At 69.8% G+C, this 19406-nt stretch carries 17 protein-coding genes and 1 pseudogene; 11 read left to right on the forward strand and 7 right to left on the reverse strand.

Going from position 1 to position 19406, the window contains the following annotated elements; all coding sequences use genetic code 11:
- Positions 1-22 precede the first annotated feature (22 nt).
- From ABH920_RS39400 to ABH920_RS39415, 4 genes and pseudogenes are all read left to right on the forward strand, one after another.
- Positions 23-847: pseudogene (locus tag ABH920_RS39400) on the forward strand (MFS transporter); the annotation flags it as partial.
- Positions 848-935: 88 nt separating this feature from the next.
- On the forward strand, positions 936-2270 hold the full coding sequence (locus ABH920_RS39405) for a carotenoid oxygenase family protein (RefSeq protein ID WP_370354409.1): 1335 nt from the start codon (positions 936-938) through the stop codon (positions 2268-2270).
- A 112-nt stretch (positions 2271-2382) separates the two neighbouring features.
- Positions 2383-3225 carry a fumarylacetoacetate hydrolase family protein gene (locus ABH920_RS39410; RefSeq protein WP_370354410.1) on the forward strand — a complete coding sequence of 281 codons (843 nt, stop codon included), beginning with the start codon at positions 2383-2385 and terminating at the stop codon, positions 3223-3225.
- A 30-nt stretch (positions 3226-3255) separates the two neighbouring features.
- On the forward strand, positions 3256-4188 hold the full coding sequence (locus ABH920_RS39415; protein ID WP_370354411.1) for a VOC family protein: 933 nt from the start codon (positions 3256-3258) through the stop codon (positions 4186-4188).
- Between the two features lie 53 nt (positions 4189-4241).
- Here ABH920_RS39415 and ABH920_RS39420 read toward each other — a convergent pair whose 3' ends face one another.
- Positions 4242-5177 (reverse strand): helix-turn-helix domain-containing protein, encoded by a 936-nt coding sequence (locus ABH920_RS39420; RefSeq protein ID WP_370354412.1) that lies wholly within the window; start codon positions 5175-5177, stop codon positions 4242-4244.
- A 163-nt stretch (positions 5178-5340) separates the two neighbouring features.
- Here ABH920_RS39420 and ABH920_RS39425 point away from each other — a divergent pair, with 163 nt between their 5' ends.
- Both ABH920_RS39425 and ABH920_RS39430 read left to right on the forward strand, forming a co-directional pair.
- Positions 5341-6135, forward strand: coding sequence for an SDR family NAD(P)-dependent oxidoreductase (locus ABH920_RS39425; protein WP_370354413.1), 795 nt, complete (start codon positions 5341-5343; stop codon positions 6133-6135).
- A 19-nt stretch (positions 6136-6154) separates the two neighbouring features.
- Positions 6155-6571, forward strand: coding sequence for an ester cyclase (locus ABH920_RS39430; protein WP_370354414.1), 417 nt, complete (start codon positions 6155-6157; stop codon positions 6569-6571).
- A gap of 80 nt (positions 6572-6651) precedes the next feature.
- On the opposite strand, the gene ABH920_RS39435 is transcribed toward ABH920_RS39430, so the two are convergent.
- Positions 6652-7230 (reverse strand): TetR family transcriptional regulator, encoded by a 579-nt coding sequence (locus ABH920_RS39435; protein WP_370354415.1) that lies wholly within the window; start codon positions 7228-7230, stop codon positions 6652-6654.
- 203 nt (positions 7231-7433) lie between these two features.
- On the opposite strand from ABH920_RS39435, the gene ABH920_RS39440 reads away from it, so the two are divergent.
- The 4 genes from ABH920_RS39440 to ABH920_RS39455 all read left to right on the forward strand — a co-directional run bounded on the left by ABH920_RS39440 (position 7434) and on the right by ABH920_RS39455 (position 11187).
- A complete protein-coding gene (locus ABH920_RS39440; RefSeq protein WP_370354416.1) occupies positions 7434-8237 on the forward strand; it encodes an alpha/beta fold hydrolase in 804 nt (267 codons plus the stop codon).
- Positions 8238-8272: 35 nt separating this feature from the next.
- Positions 8273-9019: an MBL fold metallo-hydrolase gene (locus tag ABH920_RS39445; RefSeq protein ID WP_370354417.1), complete on the forward strand. Its 747-nt coding sequence runs from the start codon at positions 8273-8275 to the stop codon at positions 9017-9019.
- Between the two features lie 3 nt (positions 9020-9022).
- On the forward strand, positions 9023-9418 hold the full coding sequence (locus ABH920_RS39450; protein WP_370354418.1) for a putative quinol monooxygenase: 396 nt from the start codon (positions 9023-9025) through the stop codon (positions 9416-9418).
- Between the two features lie 299 nt (positions 9419-9717).
- Positions 9718-11187 carry an MDR family MFS transporter gene (locus ABH920_RS39455; RefSeq protein ID WP_370354419.1) on the forward strand — a complete coding sequence of 490 codons (1470 nt, stop codon included), beginning with the start codon at positions 9718-9720 and terminating at the stop codon, positions 11185-11187.
- Positions 11188-11259: 72 nt separating this feature from the next.
- On the opposite strand, the gene ABH920_RS39460 is transcribed toward ABH920_RS39455, so the two are convergent.
- The 4 genes from ABH920_RS39460 to ABH920_RS39475 form a co-directional block, all read right to left on the reverse strand.
- Positions 11260-12525 carry an amidohydrolase family protein gene (locus ABH920_RS39460; RefSeq protein WP_370354420.1) on the reverse strand — a complete coding sequence of 422 codons (1266 nt, stop codon included), beginning with the start codon at positions 12523-12525 and terminating at the stop codon, positions 11260-11262.
- Positions 12519-13244 (reverse strand): SDR family NAD(P)-dependent oxidoreductase, encoded by a 726-nt coding sequence (locus ABH920_RS39465; protein ID WP_370354421.1) that lies wholly within the window; start codon positions 13242-13244, stop codon positions 12519-12521. The genes ABH920_RS39460 and ABH920_RS39465 overlap by 7 nt, the downstream gene beginning before the upstream one ends.
- Positions 13245-13619: 375 nt before the next feature.
- Entirely contained in the window at positions 13620-15038 is a 1419-nt protein-coding gene (locus tag ABH920_RS39470) for a sensor histidine kinase (RefSeq protein WP_370354422.1), read from the reverse strand.
- Positions 15031-15714 carry a response regulator transcription factor gene (locus ABH920_RS39475; protein WP_370354423.1) on the reverse strand — a complete coding sequence of 228 codons (684 nt, stop codon included), beginning with the start codon at positions 15712-15714 and terminating at the stop codon, positions 15031-15033. Before ABH920_RS39475 ends, ABH920_RS39470 begins: the two co-directional genes overlap by 8 nt.
- 247 nt (positions 15715-15961) lie before the next feature.
- On the opposite strand from ABH920_RS39475, the gene ABH920_RS39480 reads away from it, so the two are divergent.
- Positions 15962-17050 (forward strand): hypothetical protein, encoded by a 1089-nt coding sequence (locus ABH920_RS39480; RefSeq protein ID WP_370354424.1) that lies wholly within the window; start codon positions 15962-15964, stop codon positions 17048-17050.
- 203 nt (positions 17051-17253) lie between these two features.
- Here the strand turns inward: ABH920_RS39480 and ABH920_RS39485 are convergent, their stop codons facing one another.
- A complete protein-coding gene (locus ABH920_RS39485; protein ID WP_370354425.1) occupies positions 17254-19311 on the reverse strand; it encodes a choice-of-anchor P family protein in 2058 nt (685 codons plus the stop codon).
- Positions 19312-19406: the final 95 nt, after the last annotated feature.

Genomic DNA, 19406 nt, shown 5'->3' on the forward strand with positions numbered 1-19406 from the left:
GGCCTGCACCTGACAGCGTTAGATGTCCTGGGTCGTCGACGGCTATCTCGTCGCCTTCGGCGGGCTGCTGCTGCTCGGCGGGCGCCTCGCGGACGTCTTCCCTCGCCGGGCGGTGTTCGCCGCGGGCCTGGCCGTGTTCGTCCTGGCGTCCGCGGCCTGCGGACAGGCCGCGAACGGCTCGATGCTGGTCGTCTCGCGGGTCGTCCAGGGCTGCGGCGGCGCGGTGATGGCGCCGGCTGCGCTCTCCCTGGTGCTGACGCTCTTCCCGGACCGGGCCGGACGTGCGAAAGCGCTCGGGGTGTGGGACGGGGTGTCCGGCGCCGGCGGCATCGCGGGGGTCGGCCTGGGCGGTGTGCTCAGCGACACCGTCGGCTGGTCGTGGATCTTCCTGATCAACGTCCCGGTAGGGGTCGGTGTTCTGCTGGCGGCGCTGTGGACGGTACGTCCGGTCCCCGCCGGGGGCGGGCGGTTCGACGCCGGCGGCGCGCTGGCCTGCACCCTGGGCCTGGCCGCGCTCGCCTACGGGTTCGTCAGCGGCTCGCGCGAGGGCTGGACCGGTGGCCAGACCCTGGCCGAATTCGCCGTCGGCATCGCCTCGCTCGCCGTGTTCGTCGCGATCGAGCACAGGGCAGCCCATCCCCTGGTGCCGTTGAAGGTGTTCGCGCGAGCGCGCCTGGTAACGGCGAACACGGTGATGTTCCTCGTCAGCGCGGTCTCGGTCGGCACCTTCTATTTCCTTCCCCAGTATCAGCAGTTCGTCCTGCACCAGAGCCCGATCCGCACCAGCCTCGTCCAGCTGCCGATCGCCGCCGCGATCACGGCGGGCGGATTGTCCGCGCCTCGGATCGCCGCGAAGGCCGGTACCCGTAGCAGCCTCGTCGCCGGGTTGGCAGCCCTCACGGCCGGGACCCATCGACGAAGAGAGAAGAACAGACATGTTGAACAAGCCATACCTCACCGGCCACTTCACGCCCGTCCCGGACGAGGTCACCGCCGTCGACCTCTCGATCACCGGAAGCCTCCCGCCCGAACTCAGCGGCCTGTACGTACGCAACGGCCACAATCCCAAGCCTGGAATCACCCCGAGCCACTGGTTCAGGGGCTCCGGCATGCTGCACGGCCTCCGGCTCGCCGACGGCCGGGCGCAGTGGTACCGCAACCGCTGGGTCAAGACTCCGGCCCTGGACGGCGCCCCGCTCGTCCGGGACGACGGGTCGATCGACCTGACGGCCAGCGTCGCGGGAACGCACATCATCGAGCACGGCGGCCGGCTGCTGGCGCTGCAGGAGGCGAACCTGCCCTTCGCCGTGACGCCCGAACTCGACACGCTCGGCCCGTTCGACTTCCACGGCAAGCTCACCACGGCGATGACCGCGCATCCCAAGGAGGACCCGGAAACCGGCCTCCTGCACTTCTTCAGCTACTCGCCGGTCGAACCGCACCTGACGTACTTCGAGGCCTCACCGGACGGGCACATCGTGCGCAACGAGGTCGTCCCCGGCGCCGGTCCCGGTCTGATGCACGACTTCGCCATCACCGCGAGCAAGGCCGTGTTCCTCGACCCGCCGGTGGTCTTCGATCCGGCTGAGACTTCGGGCATCCCGTACCGCTGGCACGACGACCGGCCCGCGCGGATCGGCGTGCTCGACCGGCTCGGCGGCTCCGGCGTCACCTGGATCGAGGTCGCGCAGAAGACGGTGCTGCACGTCGTCAACGCCTGCGACCTGCCTGATGGCAAGGTGCTGCTCGAGGGCACCGCTTACGACCAGGCGGCCTGGGGGACGTCCTGGAAGTGGTGGATCGGCGCGCCCGGCCACCCGGACGCGCCCACGTCCGGAGCCGTCGTCACCCGCTGGGTGCTGGACCCGGCCGCCGGCACCGCGGTGGAGGAGCCGATCGACGACCTCGCCACGGACTTCCCGACGGTCGACGACCGGCTGGTCGGCCGGCCCTCCAGCATCAGCTACCACGTCGCCTTCCCCGGCGCCGGCCTGGAGGAGTTCGCGCTCGTCAAGCTGAACACGGCCACCGGCGAGCGCCGCCTGTTCCACCCCGGCCGCGGGCGGTACGCCGGGGAGGCCGTCTTCGTGCCCGCGCTCGGTGGGACGGCGGAGGATGACGGCTGCCTGCTGACCATCGTCAGCGACCTGGTGGCGGACGCGTCGCAGCTGTTGGTGCTCAACGCGCAGGATCTCAGCACGACGGCCTCGATCCAGCTGCCGCGCCGTGTGCCCGGCGGCATCCACGGCTCCTGGGTTCCCGCCGCTTGACGGCGTGGCTCTCAGAGCCTTGCTATCAAGGTATCCATAATGCTCAAGCTTCAAGTGGTTCCGCCCACGCTCTTCCGGGCGCCCGCTTCCCCCGATCTTCTGGAGGCACCCCGTGCGCATCGCGAATCTCTCCGGCCGTCTGGTCCTCATCGTCGACGGCAAGGCTGTCGACGTCGAAAGGGCCAGCGCCGGCCGCTTCGCCCCCGACCCCCAGGCCGTGTACGAGCGGTGGGAGGAGTTCCGCGCCTGGGCCGGGACCGCCGTCCTGCCCGAGGCCGCCGCGTTCGACCGGGCCGACCTGGGCTCCCCGGTCCCGGCTCCCCGGCAGGTCCTGGGGATCGGCCTGAACTACCGCGACCACGCCGCCGAGTCCGGCTTCGCCACACCCGACGGCCTGCCGCCGGTCTTCACCAAGTTCGCCACCAGCATCAGCGGCCCGGTCACCGAGGTGCGGCTGCCCGCGGGCGGGCACACCGACTGGGAGGTGGAGCTGGTGGCCGTCATCGGCCGCCGCGCCGAGAACGTCCCGGAGGCGCAGGCCTGGGACCACGTCGCGGGGCTGGCGGTGGGCCAGGACATCTCCGAGCGGATCTCCCAGCTGGCAGGACCGGTTCCGCAGTTCAGCCTGGGCAAGTCCTTCCCCGGGTTCGCTCCCATCGGGCCGTGGCTGGTCAGCCCCGACGAGTTCGAGAACCCCGACGATCTGGAGCTGCGCTGCACCGTCAACGGCGAGCAGATGCAGAAGGGCCGCACCCGCGACCTGATCTTCTCCGTGCCCGCCCTGATCGCCGGGCTGTCCGCCGTCCTGCCCCTGCTGCCGGGCGACGCCATCTTCACCGGCACCCCGGCCGGCGTCGGCCTCGGCCGCGACCCGCAGCGCTGGCTGGCGGTCGGCGACGAGCTCGTCAGCACCATCGAGGGCATCGGGGAACTGCGCCAGACCTTCGTCGCCTGACCCCTGCCCCGCCTCCACGAAGGAGTCTTCATGGCACTGCACCGGCTGACCTCCATCACGATGGGGGTCCCCAACGTCGCGCAGACCGCGTCCTACTACACCGATTTCGGCCTGACCGGGGAAGCGGACGGATGGTTCACCACCCAGGACGCGGGCCGCCAACTGCGCGTCGTCCACGCCCCGACCCGCCGCCTGGTGGAGGTCCGCATCGGCGTCGACACCCCGGACGACCTGGCCGCGGCAGCCTCCCGGCTGAAGCGGCTGGGCGTCGACGCGGCCGTACGGGACACGGCGTTGACCGCCTACGACAAGGCCACCGCCGTCCGCGCCGTCCTGGAGATCGCCCCGCGCCTGGTTCAGGACCCGCAACCGGCCACCGCCTACAACGGCCCCGGCCGGACGGAGCGCACCGGAACCCGCGCCCCGGGTCTGCTGCGCACCGGCCAGGTCAGGCCCCGCAAACTCGGGCACGCCGTGGTCGGGACCCCCGACCTCGACGGCACCACGGCCTTCTTCCGCGAAGGACTCGGCTTCAAAGCCTCCGACTACGTCAAAGACCACGGAGCATTCCTGCGCTGCTCCACCGACCACCACAACATCCTGGTCCTCGCCGCCCCCGTCACCTACCTGCACCACACCTCGTGGCAGGTCGACGACGTCGACGACATCGGCCGCGGCGCCGCCGCCATGCTCGAGGACCACCCCGAACGGCACGTCTGGGGCCTGGGACGCCACCACGCCGGCTCCAACTTCTTCTGGTACCTCAAGGACCCGGCCGGCACCTTCAGCGAGTACTACTCGGACATGGACTGCATCGTCGAGGACCAACTGTGGACGCCGGAGGTCCTCGAAGGAGCCAAGGGCCTGTTCAACTGGGGCCCGCCACCGCCTCCTTCTTTCCTCGCCCCCGAGGATCTCGCTGCTCTGATGACCGGCAGCCACAATTCGACGATGGGGTCTTGACGGCTGCTGGCCGCCGGTAAGACCGTTCAGACCGGTAAGACCGTTCAGACCGTTCAGCCCCGAGCCGATGTGACCGAGCGGGCGTAGTCGGTGGGGGTGCGACCGTAGCGCTTCTTGAAAGTCCGGATGAAGTGGCTGCTGTCAGCGAACTGCCAGTGCGCGGCGAGCTCTGAGACGCTCAGCCGGCTGGCCGGCGGCGCGGTCAGGGCGAGCCGGGCTTCCTCCAGGCGCCGCTCGCGGATGTAGGAGACCACTGATTCCCCCGCGGCGGTGAACGCCCGCTGCAGGGTGCGCACCGAGACGTTGAGCTCGCGCGCCAGCAGCACCGCCGACAGGTCGGGATCGGCGAGCCTGCGGTCCGCGAGGTCTTTCGCGGCTTGGGCCAGGGCTGGGGCGAGTGCGGGTTCGGCGTCGTCGAACCGGCGCCGGGCCACCGCTTTGGTCAGTTCGATGAGTGTGCTGTGGGCCGCTTGCACGCCGGCCGGGGTGAGGTCGGGCATCGTCAGCCGGACCATGTTCGTGTGGGCCGTCAGCAGGCGTAGTTCGGCCGCGGTGCTCGGGCCGGTGAGGATCCGGCCGCCGAGCAGCGGCTTGAGTAGGGCCGCGGGCAGGACCAGGACAGTCGCCGCCGTGTCGGGCACCGTCTGGAAGTGCGACGGCCGTCCGACGTGCTTCAGCAGGAACTGGCCGGCCGATATGGTGCGCTCGCCGCGGTCGTGGGGACCGCCCAGAGTCCAGGCGCCGCGCTGCACGACGTACAGCCGCACCACGTCCTCCGAGCTGGTGAGGGGACCGTCGGTCCGGATCACCGACGCGCCGTGCAGGTCGGTGATCGCCACGTCGTCGACCCGGGTGGCGCGGTGTTTGACGCGGAAGTCGGCGGTCGTGGCCGCGGTGAAGGTCGGCAACGGGACGCCGTCGCCGAACTCCGCTTCCCAGCCGCGACGGAAGTCATGGAAAGCCCGCGACTCAACGGTGTCCGTATCCACTCGGCATCCCTCTCGCGGCGCGCCCCGGGCCCGCATCCGGTGGCGCCGATGTTCTGTTTGGACGGCGCTGTGGTTCAAGCGCGCGCGTCCCCAGTCTTCCTAGGCTCGGTCGTGGGGGCAATCCCCAGTTCAGGCCCGATGTGTAGGGCAGACGGGAGCTTTCATGAACCGGCAGAACTCCGGCCGCGTGGCCGTCGTCACGGGCGCCGGCACCGGGATCGGGGCCGCGACCGCGCACCGATTCGCCGCCGACGGATACACCGTGGTGCTCGTCGGCCGCACCGAGGCCACTCTGAAGCAGACCGCACAGACCGCGCAGACGGCTCCAGACGGAGCAGAACTGCATCCATGGGTCGCGGACGTCTCGGACCTGGCAGCCGTCACGGGGGTGATGGACGGCGTAGCCGAGCGGTTCGGACGTCTGGACGTGCTGGTCAACAACGCCGGCATCGCGATCCCGGGCACCGCCGATGGGACCGACCTGGACAGCTACCGCGCCATGGTCGCCACCAACATCGACGGCGTCTTCTTCGCCTCGCGTGCCGCGCTGCCCCATCTGCGGACGGTCGGCGGCTGCATCGTCAATGTCGGATCGGTGGCCGGGCTGCGCGGCGAATGGAACCAGGCGGTCTACAACATGACCAAGGGCGCGGTGACCAACCTGACCAACTCGATGGCCCTGGACCACGGCCGCCAGATCCGGGTCAACGCCGTCCATCCCGGAGTCACCCTCAGCAAGCAGATGCTCCGCGACGCGCTGGCCGAGGGCAGTCCGCTGCACCGGCGGTTCGCCGACCGGGTCCCGATGGGCCGGGCCGGTGAGCCGGCCGAGGTCGCCGGGGTCATCGCGTTCCTGGCCGGTCCGGATGCCGCGTATCTCAACGGAGTGCACATCCCCGTCGACGGCGGCCTGACCGCATCCGACGGCCAGACCAACCTGTACGCCGTCGAAAGCTGACACGGAAGGCGCCACTGGCATGAACACTCAGGCATCCAACGCCGAACGCATGCGGTACTTCGTCGAGCAGGTGCAGCAGAAGGGCCGATTGGAGCTGATCGACCGGCTCGTCCGTCCCGACTTCCGCAACCACACCGCCGAGCCGGGTCAGGCCGCCGACCGCGCCGGGATCGGCGAGACCGTGGCCGCCATGCACCAGGCATTCTCCGATCTGACGATCAGGATCCTGCACTGCGTCGGGAACGGCGATCTCGTGGCCACCCACAAGATGTTCCGCGGCCGCCACACCGGGACGTGGTTCGGCCTGCCGCCCTCAGGCAACGCGGTCGAGTTCCGGGTGATGGACCTGGTCCGGTTCGAGGACGGGCTCTGGGCCGAGCACTGGGCCGTCGCCGGCGGGGCGAGCCTGCTGCGCCAGACCGGCGCCCTGGGCTGACCCGACCATCCGGGCTCCCGGTCCTAGCCCTGGCCCCGCTTCCCTTCCCAGTCCCGGTTCCGGTCCCGGCGCCGACCTGCTCATGCCATCGAAGGCGCGGCAAGAAGAGTGCGAACGGCGTCCTCGACATGGCGGGCCCGCTCCTCGGAATCGGGCACGTCGATGGCGGCCTGGAATTCGGGACTGACCGAGACCCAGCCGGTGGCCAGGTGCAGAACCAGGCCGAGCAGGAAGCCCGGGTGGAAGTGCGCTGGCAGGTCGCCGTTCTTCTGAGCTTCGGCGATCGCCTCGATCCGGGTGCGGGCGAAGGCAACGCCGGCCGGGTTGGTCTCGCCGTCGGCCCGTTCCAGGCGCTGCCAGGTGCACAGGCGCATGATCTCGGGGCGGCGTTCGTGCAGCCGGACCAGACGGCCGGCGTAGCCGGGCAGGTCGCAGGGTTCGAAGGGGACTTCGGCCTCCATCCGCAGGATCGCCTGTTCGCAGACCGTGTCGAACAGCTGGGTCTTGCTTCCGAAGTAGCGGTAGATCTGCGCCTTGTTCGACTCGGCCGCCTCTCCGATCCGCTCGACGCGGGCTCCGGCGAGCCCGTACTGGGCGAACTCGATGCTGGCCGCCTCCAGCAGGCGGCGGCGGGTGGCTTGGGCGTCGTAGACCGGCATGCGCCCCAGCATATTTCCTAAACGGTTAGTTGACAAAGCCGAGCGCCGTGCCTAGGTTCTCAACTAACCGGTTAGGAAATTTCCACCGCGACTCTCAACCCCCTTCGTGAGAGTCCACTTGCACGAAGACTTCGGCAGATCTACTCTTGTGAGAGTGAACTCTTACAACGAGAGCAACCTATCTTGAAGCGAAGGAGACCATCATGAACGCCGTCACCCACACCGTGGACCTGGCCGGGATCGGCCCGGTCGAGGTGACCGTCGCCGAATACGGTTCCGGCCAGCCGTTCCTTCTCCTGCACGGCGGGGCCGGGCCGCAGTCCGTGACCGGCTTCGCCGAGAAGTTCGCCGCCGCGCACCAGGTGCGCGTGCTCGTGCCGACGCATCCCGGATTCGGCGGCACCGCGCGACCGGACGCCCTCGCCACCATCCCCGGGCTGGCCGCGCTCTACCAGGGCCTGGTCGACCAGCTGCGCCTGGCCGACGTCACCGTCGTCGGCAACTCGCTCGGCGGCTGGATCGCGGCGGAGATCGCGCTGCTGAAGTCGCCGCGGGTCAGCGGCATCGTCCTGATCGACGCCGTCGGCATCGAGGTGCCCGGGCATCCGGTCACCGACTTCTTCGCCCTGACCATGGACGAGGTCTTCACCCGCAGCTTCCACGACCCGGCCCCGTTCCGCATCGACCCGGCGACCCTGCCGCCGGCCGCGCAGGCGATCGCCGCCGGCAACCGGGCCGCCATCGCCGCCTATGCCGGCTCCGGCATGGCCGATCCGGCTCTCATCGGGCGACTCGGGACGCTGGAGGTCCCCACCCTCGTCCTGTGGGGCGAGGCCGACGGGATGGTCGACGTCGACTACGGACGCGCCTACGCCGCCGCGATCCCACTGGCCCAGTTCCAGCTGCTGCCCGCCACCGGCCACTCCCCGCAGCTGGAGACCCCCGACCAGGTCATCGCGGCGATCTGGGACAGCGCGGACACCGACTTCTCCGCCTTCGCACGCTGACTTCTCCGCCCTCCCGCACTAAGGACACCACGACCATGCCCAAGACCGCAGTCACCCGCATCACCCACAGCTGCCACCTGATCGAGATCGGCGGCCGCACCTTCCTGACCGACCCCTGGTTCAGCACCAGTCCCGGCTACTACCAGGGCGAGCCGATCGCAATAGACATCCCCGACCTGCCCAGGCTCGACGGCGTGCTGATCAGCCACGAACACTACGACCACTGCGACCTGGCAGCCTTCGCCGCCTACCGCGACCTCTCGGTGCCGCTGTTCGTCGCCGAAACCGTCGTGCCCCTGGCCCGCGCGCACGGATTCACGAACGTCACCGCTCTTGCCCCGTGGGAGCAGGCCGAGGTCGGGGGCGTCAGCATCACCGCCGCCCCCGGTAAGCACGGCGTCTACGAAGTCACCTTCGTCCTGCGCGCCGGGTCCGACGCGGTGTACTTCGCCGGCGACACCATGTACATCCCCGAACTCGCCGAGATTCCCAAGCGCCTCGGCCACATCTCCCTCGCGCTGCTGCCCACCAACGGCCTGCACATCCGCCCCGCCAACAACAGGCAGGTCGTCATGAACGCCGCCGAGGCCGCCGAACTCACCGCGATCCTCAAACCCGAACTGGCCGTGCCGCACCACTACGCCTTCACCAAGGGCTTCCTCGGCGACCGGCTCATTACCCACAGCGACAAGAACCCCCAGCACTACCAGGACGCGACCCGCGACCTGGCCCCCGAAACCACCGTTCGCATCGTCGAACCCGGCATCCGAATCGAGCTGTAGACCATGACCGTCACCGTGACCGACAACGAGGATTTCCTCACCGCGACCCTGCACCACGGCAACCTGCAGGTCGACACCAACGACCCGAACCCCCGCCCGATGATCGCCGTCCTGGACGCCAAGCCCGGCCTGACCGACGCCTTCCGCGAACACATCGTCGAACTGATCCGCGCCGTGCGCCAGGAGCCCGGCTGCGTCACCTTCACCGGGTACGAAGCCCGCGACATACCCGGCCGGTTCTACCTCTACGAGATCTACGCCGACTCCGCCGCGTTCGCCACGCACCTGAACACCGACCACGTCCACGCCTTCATCTCCGCCATCCCCGACCTGAGCACCAGCGGGCCCGGCAGCATCTTCCAGCTCGACGAAATCCCGATCCCCGAGGCAACGGCCTGATCCTCACCGACCGCCACGAACTCACCCCGCTCGAAGGCGGCGGCACCCGCGTCCGCCACCAGCTCATCATCGGCGGCCCGGCCGCCGAGACCGTGGGGCCGAACCTCGGCCCGCAGATCAGCGAGGACTACCCGGACGCCATGCGGGAGCTCATCGCCGCCGCCGCGGCACGGTAGCGCGCGGAAGCCCTCGCTAGTCCGAGCCGAACCGAGCCGAACCTAAGCCCGCCCGGGGCCGTCCGCAGCGCGGAAGGCCCTGGCCCCGTCCCATCCCGTCTTGCCCCCCCAGGAGCGCATCGAATGATCGAGCAACTCGCCCCGCTCGCCCCCGCCCCGGCAGCGCCCCGGCCCAGACCGCGGATCAGCCAGAAGGCCGCCGTCAGCGTCGTGTTCGTCGCGGCGATGTTCATGAACATCATGGACATCACCATCGTCAACGTGGCACTGCCGACCATCGGCCGCCAGTTCCACGTCACCGAAGCCGCGCTAGACGCGGTCGCCACCGGCTACCTGGTCAGCCTGGCCGTGTTCATCCCCGCCGCCGGCTACCTCGGCGACCGGTTCGGAACCAAACGCATCCTGCTGCTCGCGATCGCCGTGTTCACCACGGCATCAGTGCTCTGCGGCCTGGCCGACAACCTCGCCGAACTCGTGACCTTCCGCGTCCTACAAGGCGCCGGCAGCGGCATGATGACCCCGGTCGGCATGACCATGCTCTACCGCGCCTTCCCACCGCACCAGCGACTGCGCGCCGCCTCAATCCTGACCATCCCCACCGCGGTAGCCCCGGCCCTCGGCCCGGTCCTGGGCGGCGCACTGGTCACCGGCCTGTCCTGGCGCTGGGTGTTCTTCGTCAACCTCTTCATCGGCGCCGCCGCCTTCGCCTTCGGCCTGCTCTTCCTGGCCGAACAGCACCAACCCCGACCCGGCCGCTTCGACGTCGCCGGGTTCGTGCTGTCCGGCGCGGGATTCGCCGCCGTGATGTACGGCATCAGCCAAGGCCCCGGCCTGGGCTGGACACAGCCGCAGATCACCGGCAGCATCACCGCCGGTACCGCGGTCCTGGCCCTGCTGATACGGGTCGAACTGCACTCCGACGCGCCACTGCTGAAGCTGCGCCTCCTCAGCAACCGGCTGTTCCGGACCATGACCACCGCGATGGCCATCGGGATGGCCGCGTTCCTCGGCACGCTGTTCGTCATCCCACTGTTCTTCCAACTCGGCCTGGGCCTGTCCGCACTGCAATCCGGGCTCAACACCCTGCCCGAGGCACTCGGGGTGATGCTCGGCGCCCAACTCGGTTCCCGGATCCTCTACCGCCGCCTCGGTCCTCGCCGACTCATCGCCCTGGCCCTGGCCGGCGCAGCAGGCAGCGTCGCGCCGATGGCGCTGATCAGCTCACCCACCGAGCTGTGGTGGATGCGGCTGCTCATGCTCACGCTGGGACTGGCAATGGGCCAGGTCGTCATCTCCACACAAGCAGCGACCTTCGCCACCATCTCACCAGCCGACACCGGCCACGCCTCATCACTGTTCGCCATGGCCCGCCAACTCGGCAGCGCCACCGGCATCGCCCTACTCGCCACCGTCTTCACCACCGTCGGCACCACACACTCCGCCGCAGGCCACGCCACCCCGAACCTGACCGCCTACCACGCCGCCTTCCTGGTGGCGGCGCTCCTGGCCACCGTCGCCGTCGTACCCGCGCTGACCGTGGACGACGCCGACGCAGCAGGCGCCGTAGCCGCCCACCCCGCCACCGATCACTGACCTGACGCGCACGTGCGGCCCCTGACAGGCAACGGCTACGCGGCCATGCTGTTCGCACGACGCGCAACCAGGTCACAGATGGTAGAGATCGATCGCGTTGTCCCGCATGATCATCGTGGCCAGCCGGTCGACGTCGCCGGCGCGGATGACTCGGTCGTGCAGCATGTCGGTGAGCGCCAAAGCGATGGCCTCTCGCGCGGTGCGATCCAGCAACCAGGCCTTTTCCTCCCAGCCGTGGAGGAAATTCGACCGCGGTTCGGTGCTGGACATGAAGGCGTGTGCGGTGTCGCTAAAGGCGTCGGTGCCGTAGAGGATCTTCTCGGGGAACCACTCAAGGGCGTCTCGTACGATGCCGGCGAGGTTGCGCGCGTAGAGGTGCACGGACGATCCCGAGATGTCGAGGAACACGTTCGGGTGTGACAGGGAGGCAACGGCCTCTTTGGCGAACGGCCAGCCGGCGTGCAGCATCAGGAACCGGGTGTCCGGCGCGGCGACCACCGCGGCCTCCATCAGCAACGGGTTGCTGCCATTGTTCTCGAAACGATGCCGGGGTCCCTGCCCGGTGTGCATCTGGATCGGCAGGTCCAGCTCGGCGGCCTTACCGGCGATCGCAGCGAACAGGTAGTCCTCCACATGGCGGTGTTCAGCAATCGTGATGCCGCCGTCGCAAGCACGTCGGTACAACTCGCGCGCCTGCGATACCGGCACCTCGGCGAAGTCGATGGGCCGGTAGTAGGGCGTGTGGAACTTCAGACCGACCGCGCCGTCAGCTTTCTGCCGTTCGAGCACGGGGACGAGGACGGCGTGCACGTAGTCGTCGAGCGTCGGCGGCGGGCAGTCGACACCCGCCTGCCGACAGGCCTGCGCCATCTGCTCGGCGTATCGGCCGGTGATCGGTTTCTGATCGACCGCGGGGACCGGCCACATGAGCCAGTCGTCGAAGGCCAGCCAGCGGAATCGGGGTGCCGGGAAGGACGGCTGGGGGACGGAATCGACCGCCAGCATCGTCTCGACGGCGATCCGGTCCAGGACCCAGCTGTGGTAGTTGTCCCCTTCGACCGCCTGGACCCGCTGCTTCTTGTCGATCAAGGCGCGCAGGTGTCCGGCGTCGAAGTCGTCGTGTTCGTAACCCCAGAGTGCTCGCCAGGCATCGATGTACTCCGGATTGGTCGGCCGCATGCGAACCGGCAGGGGGTGCTCGTACGGGAAGATCGGCCGGTCACGATCCGGCGGCGGCTCCCATTCCAGCGGAAGCGGGTGAGCGTGATCGTCGATGGCCGCGAGTTCCCGGACGAAACGATCGATGCCGGGATCGGCGGAGCCCGGGCCGGTCACCACGGCACGACCCCGTCGTCGTCGAACAGCTGACCGGTAGGACCGTCGTCCGGCAGGGTCGCAAGCTTGATCGCGATCGCGGCACCCTGTCGCGGGGTGCGAAGCCCCTGAAAGCCGGTGAGCTCCGTGGACACGTACCCGGGGCACGCATTGTTGATGAGGATGCCAGAGCCCGCCAGTTCCTTGACATACTGGACGGTCACGGCGTTGAGGTAGGTCTTGGTCGGCGCGTACGCCCCGCTCAGCTCCCCAAGCTCGACCCCGGGCCTCGTCTGCAAAGTCAGGGAGCCGACATGGCTGGACTGGTTGACGATCCGCGGATGCGCCGAGCGACGCAGCAACGGCAACAACGCGTTGGTGACCCGGATCATGCCGAACACATTCGTCTCCACCGCCACCCGGACACTGTCCAAATCCAGCGTCGTCGGATTCTGCGGCCAGCCACCGGTGGCACCGGCATTATTGACCAGCACGTCGAGACGGCCGGCACGTTCTTCGAGCAGGCGGGCGGCAGCCGCCACGCTCGCGTCATCGGTCACGTCGATAGGCACCGGAAACGCCTCGACGCCATCGGCACGCAGCCTGGCCACCGCGTCCTCCTGACGCTCCGCATCGCGGTCGCCGATCCCGACACTCCAACCAAGCGCGCCGAGACCGACCGCGATCTCGAATCCGATTCCCTGATTCGCACCGGTGACCAGCGCGATTGTTTGTTCGCTCATACCGCCGAGCATGGTGGCGGCTCGGCGGCGAACCAACACCGTCTGGGTACGGCACCGATACCCAAAAGGCATTGCCGACGGCCTGACCATGTGCGCAACTCATCACGGTGAATACCGCCACAAAGGAAAGGCCGCCCCAACGCTCTTCCGGAGGCTTCGGCCGCGTCTTTCCCGCCCCCGGCGCGCAGCAGCGACTGTTCGCCTGCCCGCCCCGATGAACCGGCTGATCCGAGGTGTCGTCTTCGCTCCCGTTACCACTCGGCGCTATGAAATGTACGGGCCCTTACTACCAGGTCTGATCCAGTAGATTTTCGGTCCACAGAAACTGTTCAGCGACCACGGTTCACGCGGCTTGTCCGGGCGCGAGCGTGTCCTTCAGCCGATCTCGGGTTCGACGGCGGTCGAGACCGGAAGCCTGATGGTGAACGCCGGTCCTGTCGGGGCGAGGGTCAGGGTGCCGCCGTGGTGCTCCGCGATCGCGCGGGCGAGGGGGAGGCCCAGGCCGGTGCCGCCGGCGTCGCGGCTTCGGGACTCGTCGAGCCGGGTGAAGCGTTCGAAGATCTGCTCGCGGGCGGCGGTGGGGATGTCCGATCCGTCGTTGTCCACGGTGAGCTGGACCTGCCGGTCGTCGGCGGTGATGGTGACGCCTACCCGGGTGGCCGCGTGGCGGGTCGCGTTGTCGAGCAGGTTGCGGAGCAGCCGGTTCAGCTCGCCGCGGTTGCCTCGCACGTGATTGGTGGCGTGGACGGTCAGTGAGTAGCGCGGGCCGCGAACGTGGGTGTGGCGGTATTCGGTGACGAGATCGTGGGCCAGCTCGGCGGGGTCGACCGGTTCGGTGCGGCGGGGCTGGTCGCCGGGGCGGGCCAGGAACAGCAGGTCTTCGGTGAGGGTTTGCAGGCGGCGGACCGCGGCCAGGGCTTCGCCGGTCGCGGCCGGCCAGTCGGTGTGCTCGGCGTGGGCGAGCGAGACTTCGAGGTTGGTGCGCAGGGCCGCGATCGGGCTGCGGAGCTCGTGGGCGGCGTCGGCGACGAAGCGGCGCTGCTGTTCGGCGGAGCGCTGAAGCCGGTCCAGGGTGGCGTTGGTGGTGACGGCCATGCGGGATATCTCGTCCCGGGCCGGCGGGACCGGGACGCGGCGGTCCAGGCGGTGTTCGCTGATCTCGGCCATCTGGGCTCGGATCGCCTCCACCGGGCGCAGCGCGCGGCTGGTGGCCGCCCAGGCGATGGCGCCGACCAGCAGTGCGGCGGTGGGAACGCCGAACCACAGTGCCGGGTCGACTGCGGCGCGGGCGGCCTGTGCATCGAACGGGGTGACCAGCACGTAGACGGTGTAGACACCCTCCGGTTCGCCCGGGCCTTGGGATCCGGTCACGTAGGCGGCGGCGCCGACGGCGGCGAAGGTCCGCCCGGCATAGGCCGGGTCTTTGGCGGCGGGGGTCACGTGGACCGTCCCGGACCCGCTCCAGTCCACCCAGTCGACGTGATCGGGCCAGGGAAGGCCCACCACGGCGGGCCGCTGGTCCGCCAGCGGGTCACCGAGGCGCACGGGGTTGCCTGAGGGGTTCAGCACCACCGACGGCAGGCCGGCGGTGTCGTCATGGATCTTGTCCAGGCCGTGCGGCGCGGTGAGCCGGCTGGCGATGGTGCGGGCCTGGAACTGTGCGGTGGTGCGCCCGGCAGCCAGGCGGGAGTCGTAGACGTGCTGGCGCAGAAACAGTGCGCCGATGCCGAGTAGCGCCAAGGCCGCGAGCCCGGCGGCGAGTGCGGTGCGGGCTCGGGTCGCGGGCCTACGCATCGGCGTCGTCGGTCAGCCGATATCCGATGCCCCGCACGGTTTCCAGGCTGCGCCGCCCGAACGGGGCGTCGATCTTGCGACGCAGGGCACTGACGTAGACCTCGACGATGGTCGGCTCGCCGTCGTAGGCCAGGTCCCAGACCTCATCGACGATCGCCCGGCGGGACAACGCCTGGCCCTGATAGCGGGCCAGGCACAGCAGGACGTCGAACTCGCGCGCGGTGAGCCCGACCGGCTCCTGCCCGCGCCCGGCTCGGCGGGCGGCCGGATCGATCCACAGGTCACCGACCCGCAGCACCGCGCGGTCGGCCTCGGCGCCGCCACGGCGCAGCAGCGCGCGCAACCGGGCCAGCAGGACCACGTAGGCGAAGGGTTTGCGCAGGTAGTCGTCCGCGCCGGTGTCCAGCGCCTCGGCCTCGTCCCACTCCCCGTCCTTGGCCGTCAGCATCAGGATCGGCGTCCGCACGCCCGCCTGGCGCAGCTCGGCGCAGACCCGGTAGCCGTTCAGAGCCGGGAGCATGATGTCCAGGATGATCGCCTGGTAGTCGTGGCGCCGGGCCAGCCGCAGCCCGGTGGCGCCGTCGCCGGCCACGTCGACCGTCCAGCCCTCCGACTCCAGGCCCCGGCGCACGGCCGTGGCCATGTCCGGGTCGTCCTCGACCACCAGCACGTCCATCGATTCATGATCGCATGGATTCCGGACCGGCCGTCCTGAAGTGATCTTCAGGAACTTCAGGGTTGGTTCAGCACGCTTCGCAGATTCTGTTCCGCGTCCGCCACCGGAGCAGGGAGTGATCGTGTCCTCGACGTTGAGAAACCGGGAAGTCCAAGCGCCCGCCCCTCCAGCCCGCCGAACAACTCCCGACTCCGCCGGCGCGGCACTGGCGGCCGGCACCCGGGCCTGGACCGTGCGCCTCCGCACGATGGCGGGACCGGCGACCGTCATATACGCCGCGACGACGACCCTGCACCTGCTGGTGCTGTCGGCGATGATCCGGCCCGACGGGCCGAGCCTGACCGACCGGCTCACCGCCTGGGACGGCCGGCGCTTCGTCCAGATCGCCCAGTACGGCTACCCCCACGGCATGGCCGGCGCGGCCGACGGCAGCAACCTGGCGTTCTTCCCGCTGTTCCCGGAACTGATCCGCATCGTCCACGCGGCATCCGGACTCAGCTGGGCGGTGTCCGGGATAGTCGCCGCCCAACTGTCGCTGGCCGCCGCGCTCATCGTGTTACATGTGCTCCTGACCCGGCTGTACGACCGGCGCACCGCCACCATCGCGACCATGCTGCTCGCCGGCGCCCAGCCGATGTCGCTGGTCTTCTTCATGGCGTACAGCGAGTCGTTGTTCCTGGCCCTGACCGCCGGCGCCCTCCTGGCTGCGCACCGCCGGGCCTGGCTGACCGCCGGTGCCCTGACGGCACTGGCCGGCTTGACCCGCCCGGCCGGCGTCGCGGTCGCCCTGGCCCTGGCCGTCGCGGTCGCGCTCCACGCACGGGAGCGCCGCCGCCTGCCGGGACGCGCCGTCGCCGGGCTTGCCCTGGGCTGTACCGGGGTGCCGCTGTTCATCGGCTGGGTCGGGCTGCGCACCGGCCGGCTGGACGGCTGGTTCGTCATCCAGAACGCCGGCTGGGGCACCGCCTGGGACTACGGCCACCAGTACCTCACCGACCTTGTCGGCACCCTCGAAGGCAGCAACGAGTTCATGGCGGTGTGCACCGCTGTCGCGACCCTGGCGTTGCTCGTGCTCAGCGCGGCAGCCTTCCGTCGTGGGACCTGGCCGCCGCTGCTCGCCTACGGCGCTGGAATCCTCGTTCTGAGTCTCGGGCAGTCCAACTACTTCCAGTGCAAACTGCGGCTGCTGATCCTGGCGCTGATTTTCCTGCTGCCGCCCGCCCGCGCACTGGCCCGGGCCGACAACCGCACGCTCGTCACGGCGGCGGTCCCCGCGACACTGTTCGGCTGCTGGTTCGGCGCGTTCATGCTGACCACCTGGCACTACGGCATCTGACCGGCGCACCGGATCACCCGATGTACCAAAGCATCGGAACGCAGCACATCGCGCCCAGATCCCGCGCATCCTCCGGCACCTCAGACCGCCGGACCGCCGGGCCGTCGGTAACACCACCGCACTCGCCGACGGCCCGGCCGGCGATCATCCCGGCCGGGCCGTCCGACGTTCTCACTCCTTCCCGAGCGGCGAATCTCTCGAAGCTAGAAGCAGGCGTGGATGTCGCTCGTCGACGAAGCCACCACCGTGTCCAGCAGCCCCGGCACGATCACGTGCACGGCGTTGACGGTCAGCGAGTGGTCGGTCGCGCTGTTGGTGGCGACCTGCTCGTTCAGGATCAGCTTGATCCCGAGCACGTTCACCGTGGTGTTCGGACCCGGGTGCACGCTGATCGGAACCGCGATGCCGCCGACGGTGATCGACGCCACGGTCGCGTCACCGGTGCTGCCGCTGCACAGCGTGTGCGAGGTGGAGGTCACCGCGCCGATCTGGATCGCCGGCAGGCCGAGCAGTCCGATGCCGACGTGCTGCACCGAGGCGTTCGCCGTCGAGGAGTTCGGGCTGATCGCGGTCGACACGTTCGCACACAGTGTGCCGGCGCTGATCAGGCCGCTGATGGTCACCACGCACGGCGGGTTGCTGCTGCTGGGAACCGAGGTCGACACCGGACCGGCTTCCGGGGTCGGGGTGATGCCGACCAGGCCCGAGGACGACAGGCCGAAGGCGTGGCCGGTCATCACCGTGAAGGCGACGCCGCCGCTGATCGAGGCCGAGGCCGGGAGGTAGTACGCGTCACCGGCGAACACCCCGCCGGCCGGGACGGTGGCGGCGTTCGGCTGGTTCACCGAAGCGATGGTGCAGGAGGCGTTGCCGGCGGCGTCGGTCGTCCCCGAGCAGCTCTGCGCCGAGGCGCCGCTGCCGAGCGTGAACGCGACGGTGCGGCCGGCGATCGGCGTGACGCCGTCCTCCTTCAGCGTCCCGGACAGGGTGTACGGCTGGCCGTTCGCGGCGTGCGCGCTGCCGGTGTAGACCAGCGTCGTCTCCTCACGGGTGACGGTGAACGGCGCGCCGGCGCTCGCCGGCTGGTCGCTGGCCGACCCGGCGAAACTCGCCGTGAGCGTGTACGAACCGGCGGCTTCCAGCGGCGTGATGGAGCAGGACGCTGATCCGTTGGCCGCTGTGGTGCCGGTGCAGGTCTCGGCGCCGTTCAGGGTGAACGTCACCGGGACGCCGACGATCGGGCCGGCGCTGTCGGTCAGTGTGCCGGACACCGTGACCGGATCGTTGAAGTCGCTGGTGGTCGCGGACGGGTTGATGGTGAGCGTGGCCACGCGCTTGATCCAGACCACGTTGACGGTGTTCGAGGCGATCGTGCCGGCCGGGTTGGTCGCCGAGGAGCCGACGACGTCAGTGCCGGTGGCCGCGCCGGGATAGCTGAAGTTCGCGTGCCCGGCGACATCGGTCACGGCGCTGCCGGTCGCGCCGGCGTCCGGGCCGCTGGCGACCGCGAAGTCGATCTGTGCGCCCTGCAGCGGGTCGCCGCAGCTGTTCGCGAACGTCGCGGTGACGGTGGCCGTGGAGCCGACCGCGTCGGTCTGGGTCGGCGGCGCCAGGCTCAGCGTCGTGCCCGGGCACGGGATACTGCCGATCGGGGCCCACTGCTGCGACTCGTTGCCCATTCCGCAGGAAGCGCCGTCGACGCCCTTGGTGTTCAGGATCTGTCCGCTGTCCTGCAGGTTCGACACCTGGCCGTCGATCGAGAACTCCACGACCGGGAACACCCCGGACTCAGTGCAGTTCCCGGACCAGTTGGCGCCGTTCGGCCCGACGTCGGAGGTGTCGAAGCTGCCGTCGGCGGGGCACCCGCCGGACGGGCCGCTGATCGTCTGGGTGTCGATCAGCGAATCACCCGCGTCCAGCGGGACGTTCTTGTTCCAGAGATCGAACGTGCAGGTGCCGAAGTGCACCTTCACATAGTCGACGTGTACCTGGATCCCGGTGTTGTTGATGAAGCGGATCGCGCCGCCGTCGAAGCTGCAGGAGCCGGAACAGCCGTTGAACACGACACCCGGGCCGCCCGACCACGGAGTCGGGAAGTGATCCGCGGCCGGCCGCAGGTTGTCCGCGTAGCCGAGCTCGACAGAGACGTTCGCCGCCGCGTGCGCTTTGGCGACCGGGCCGGCCGCCGTCGCGGCGAGCGTCAGCACCAGCATTCCGAGGAAGGCCAGCGCCCGACGCAGGCTGTTTGAGGTTGCTGACATTTGCACCCCTTCTGTACCCGAGATGGGACCGTTACGCGACGCGGTCGGCCGGGAGCATCCGGTGACGGCGCGCCGTGCGTCGGTGACCTTATTCG

This window comes from Catenulispora sp. EB89, from assembly GCF_041261445.1.
Lineage (GTDB): Bacteria > Actinomycetota > Actinomycetes > Streptomycetales > Catenulisporaceae > Catenulispora.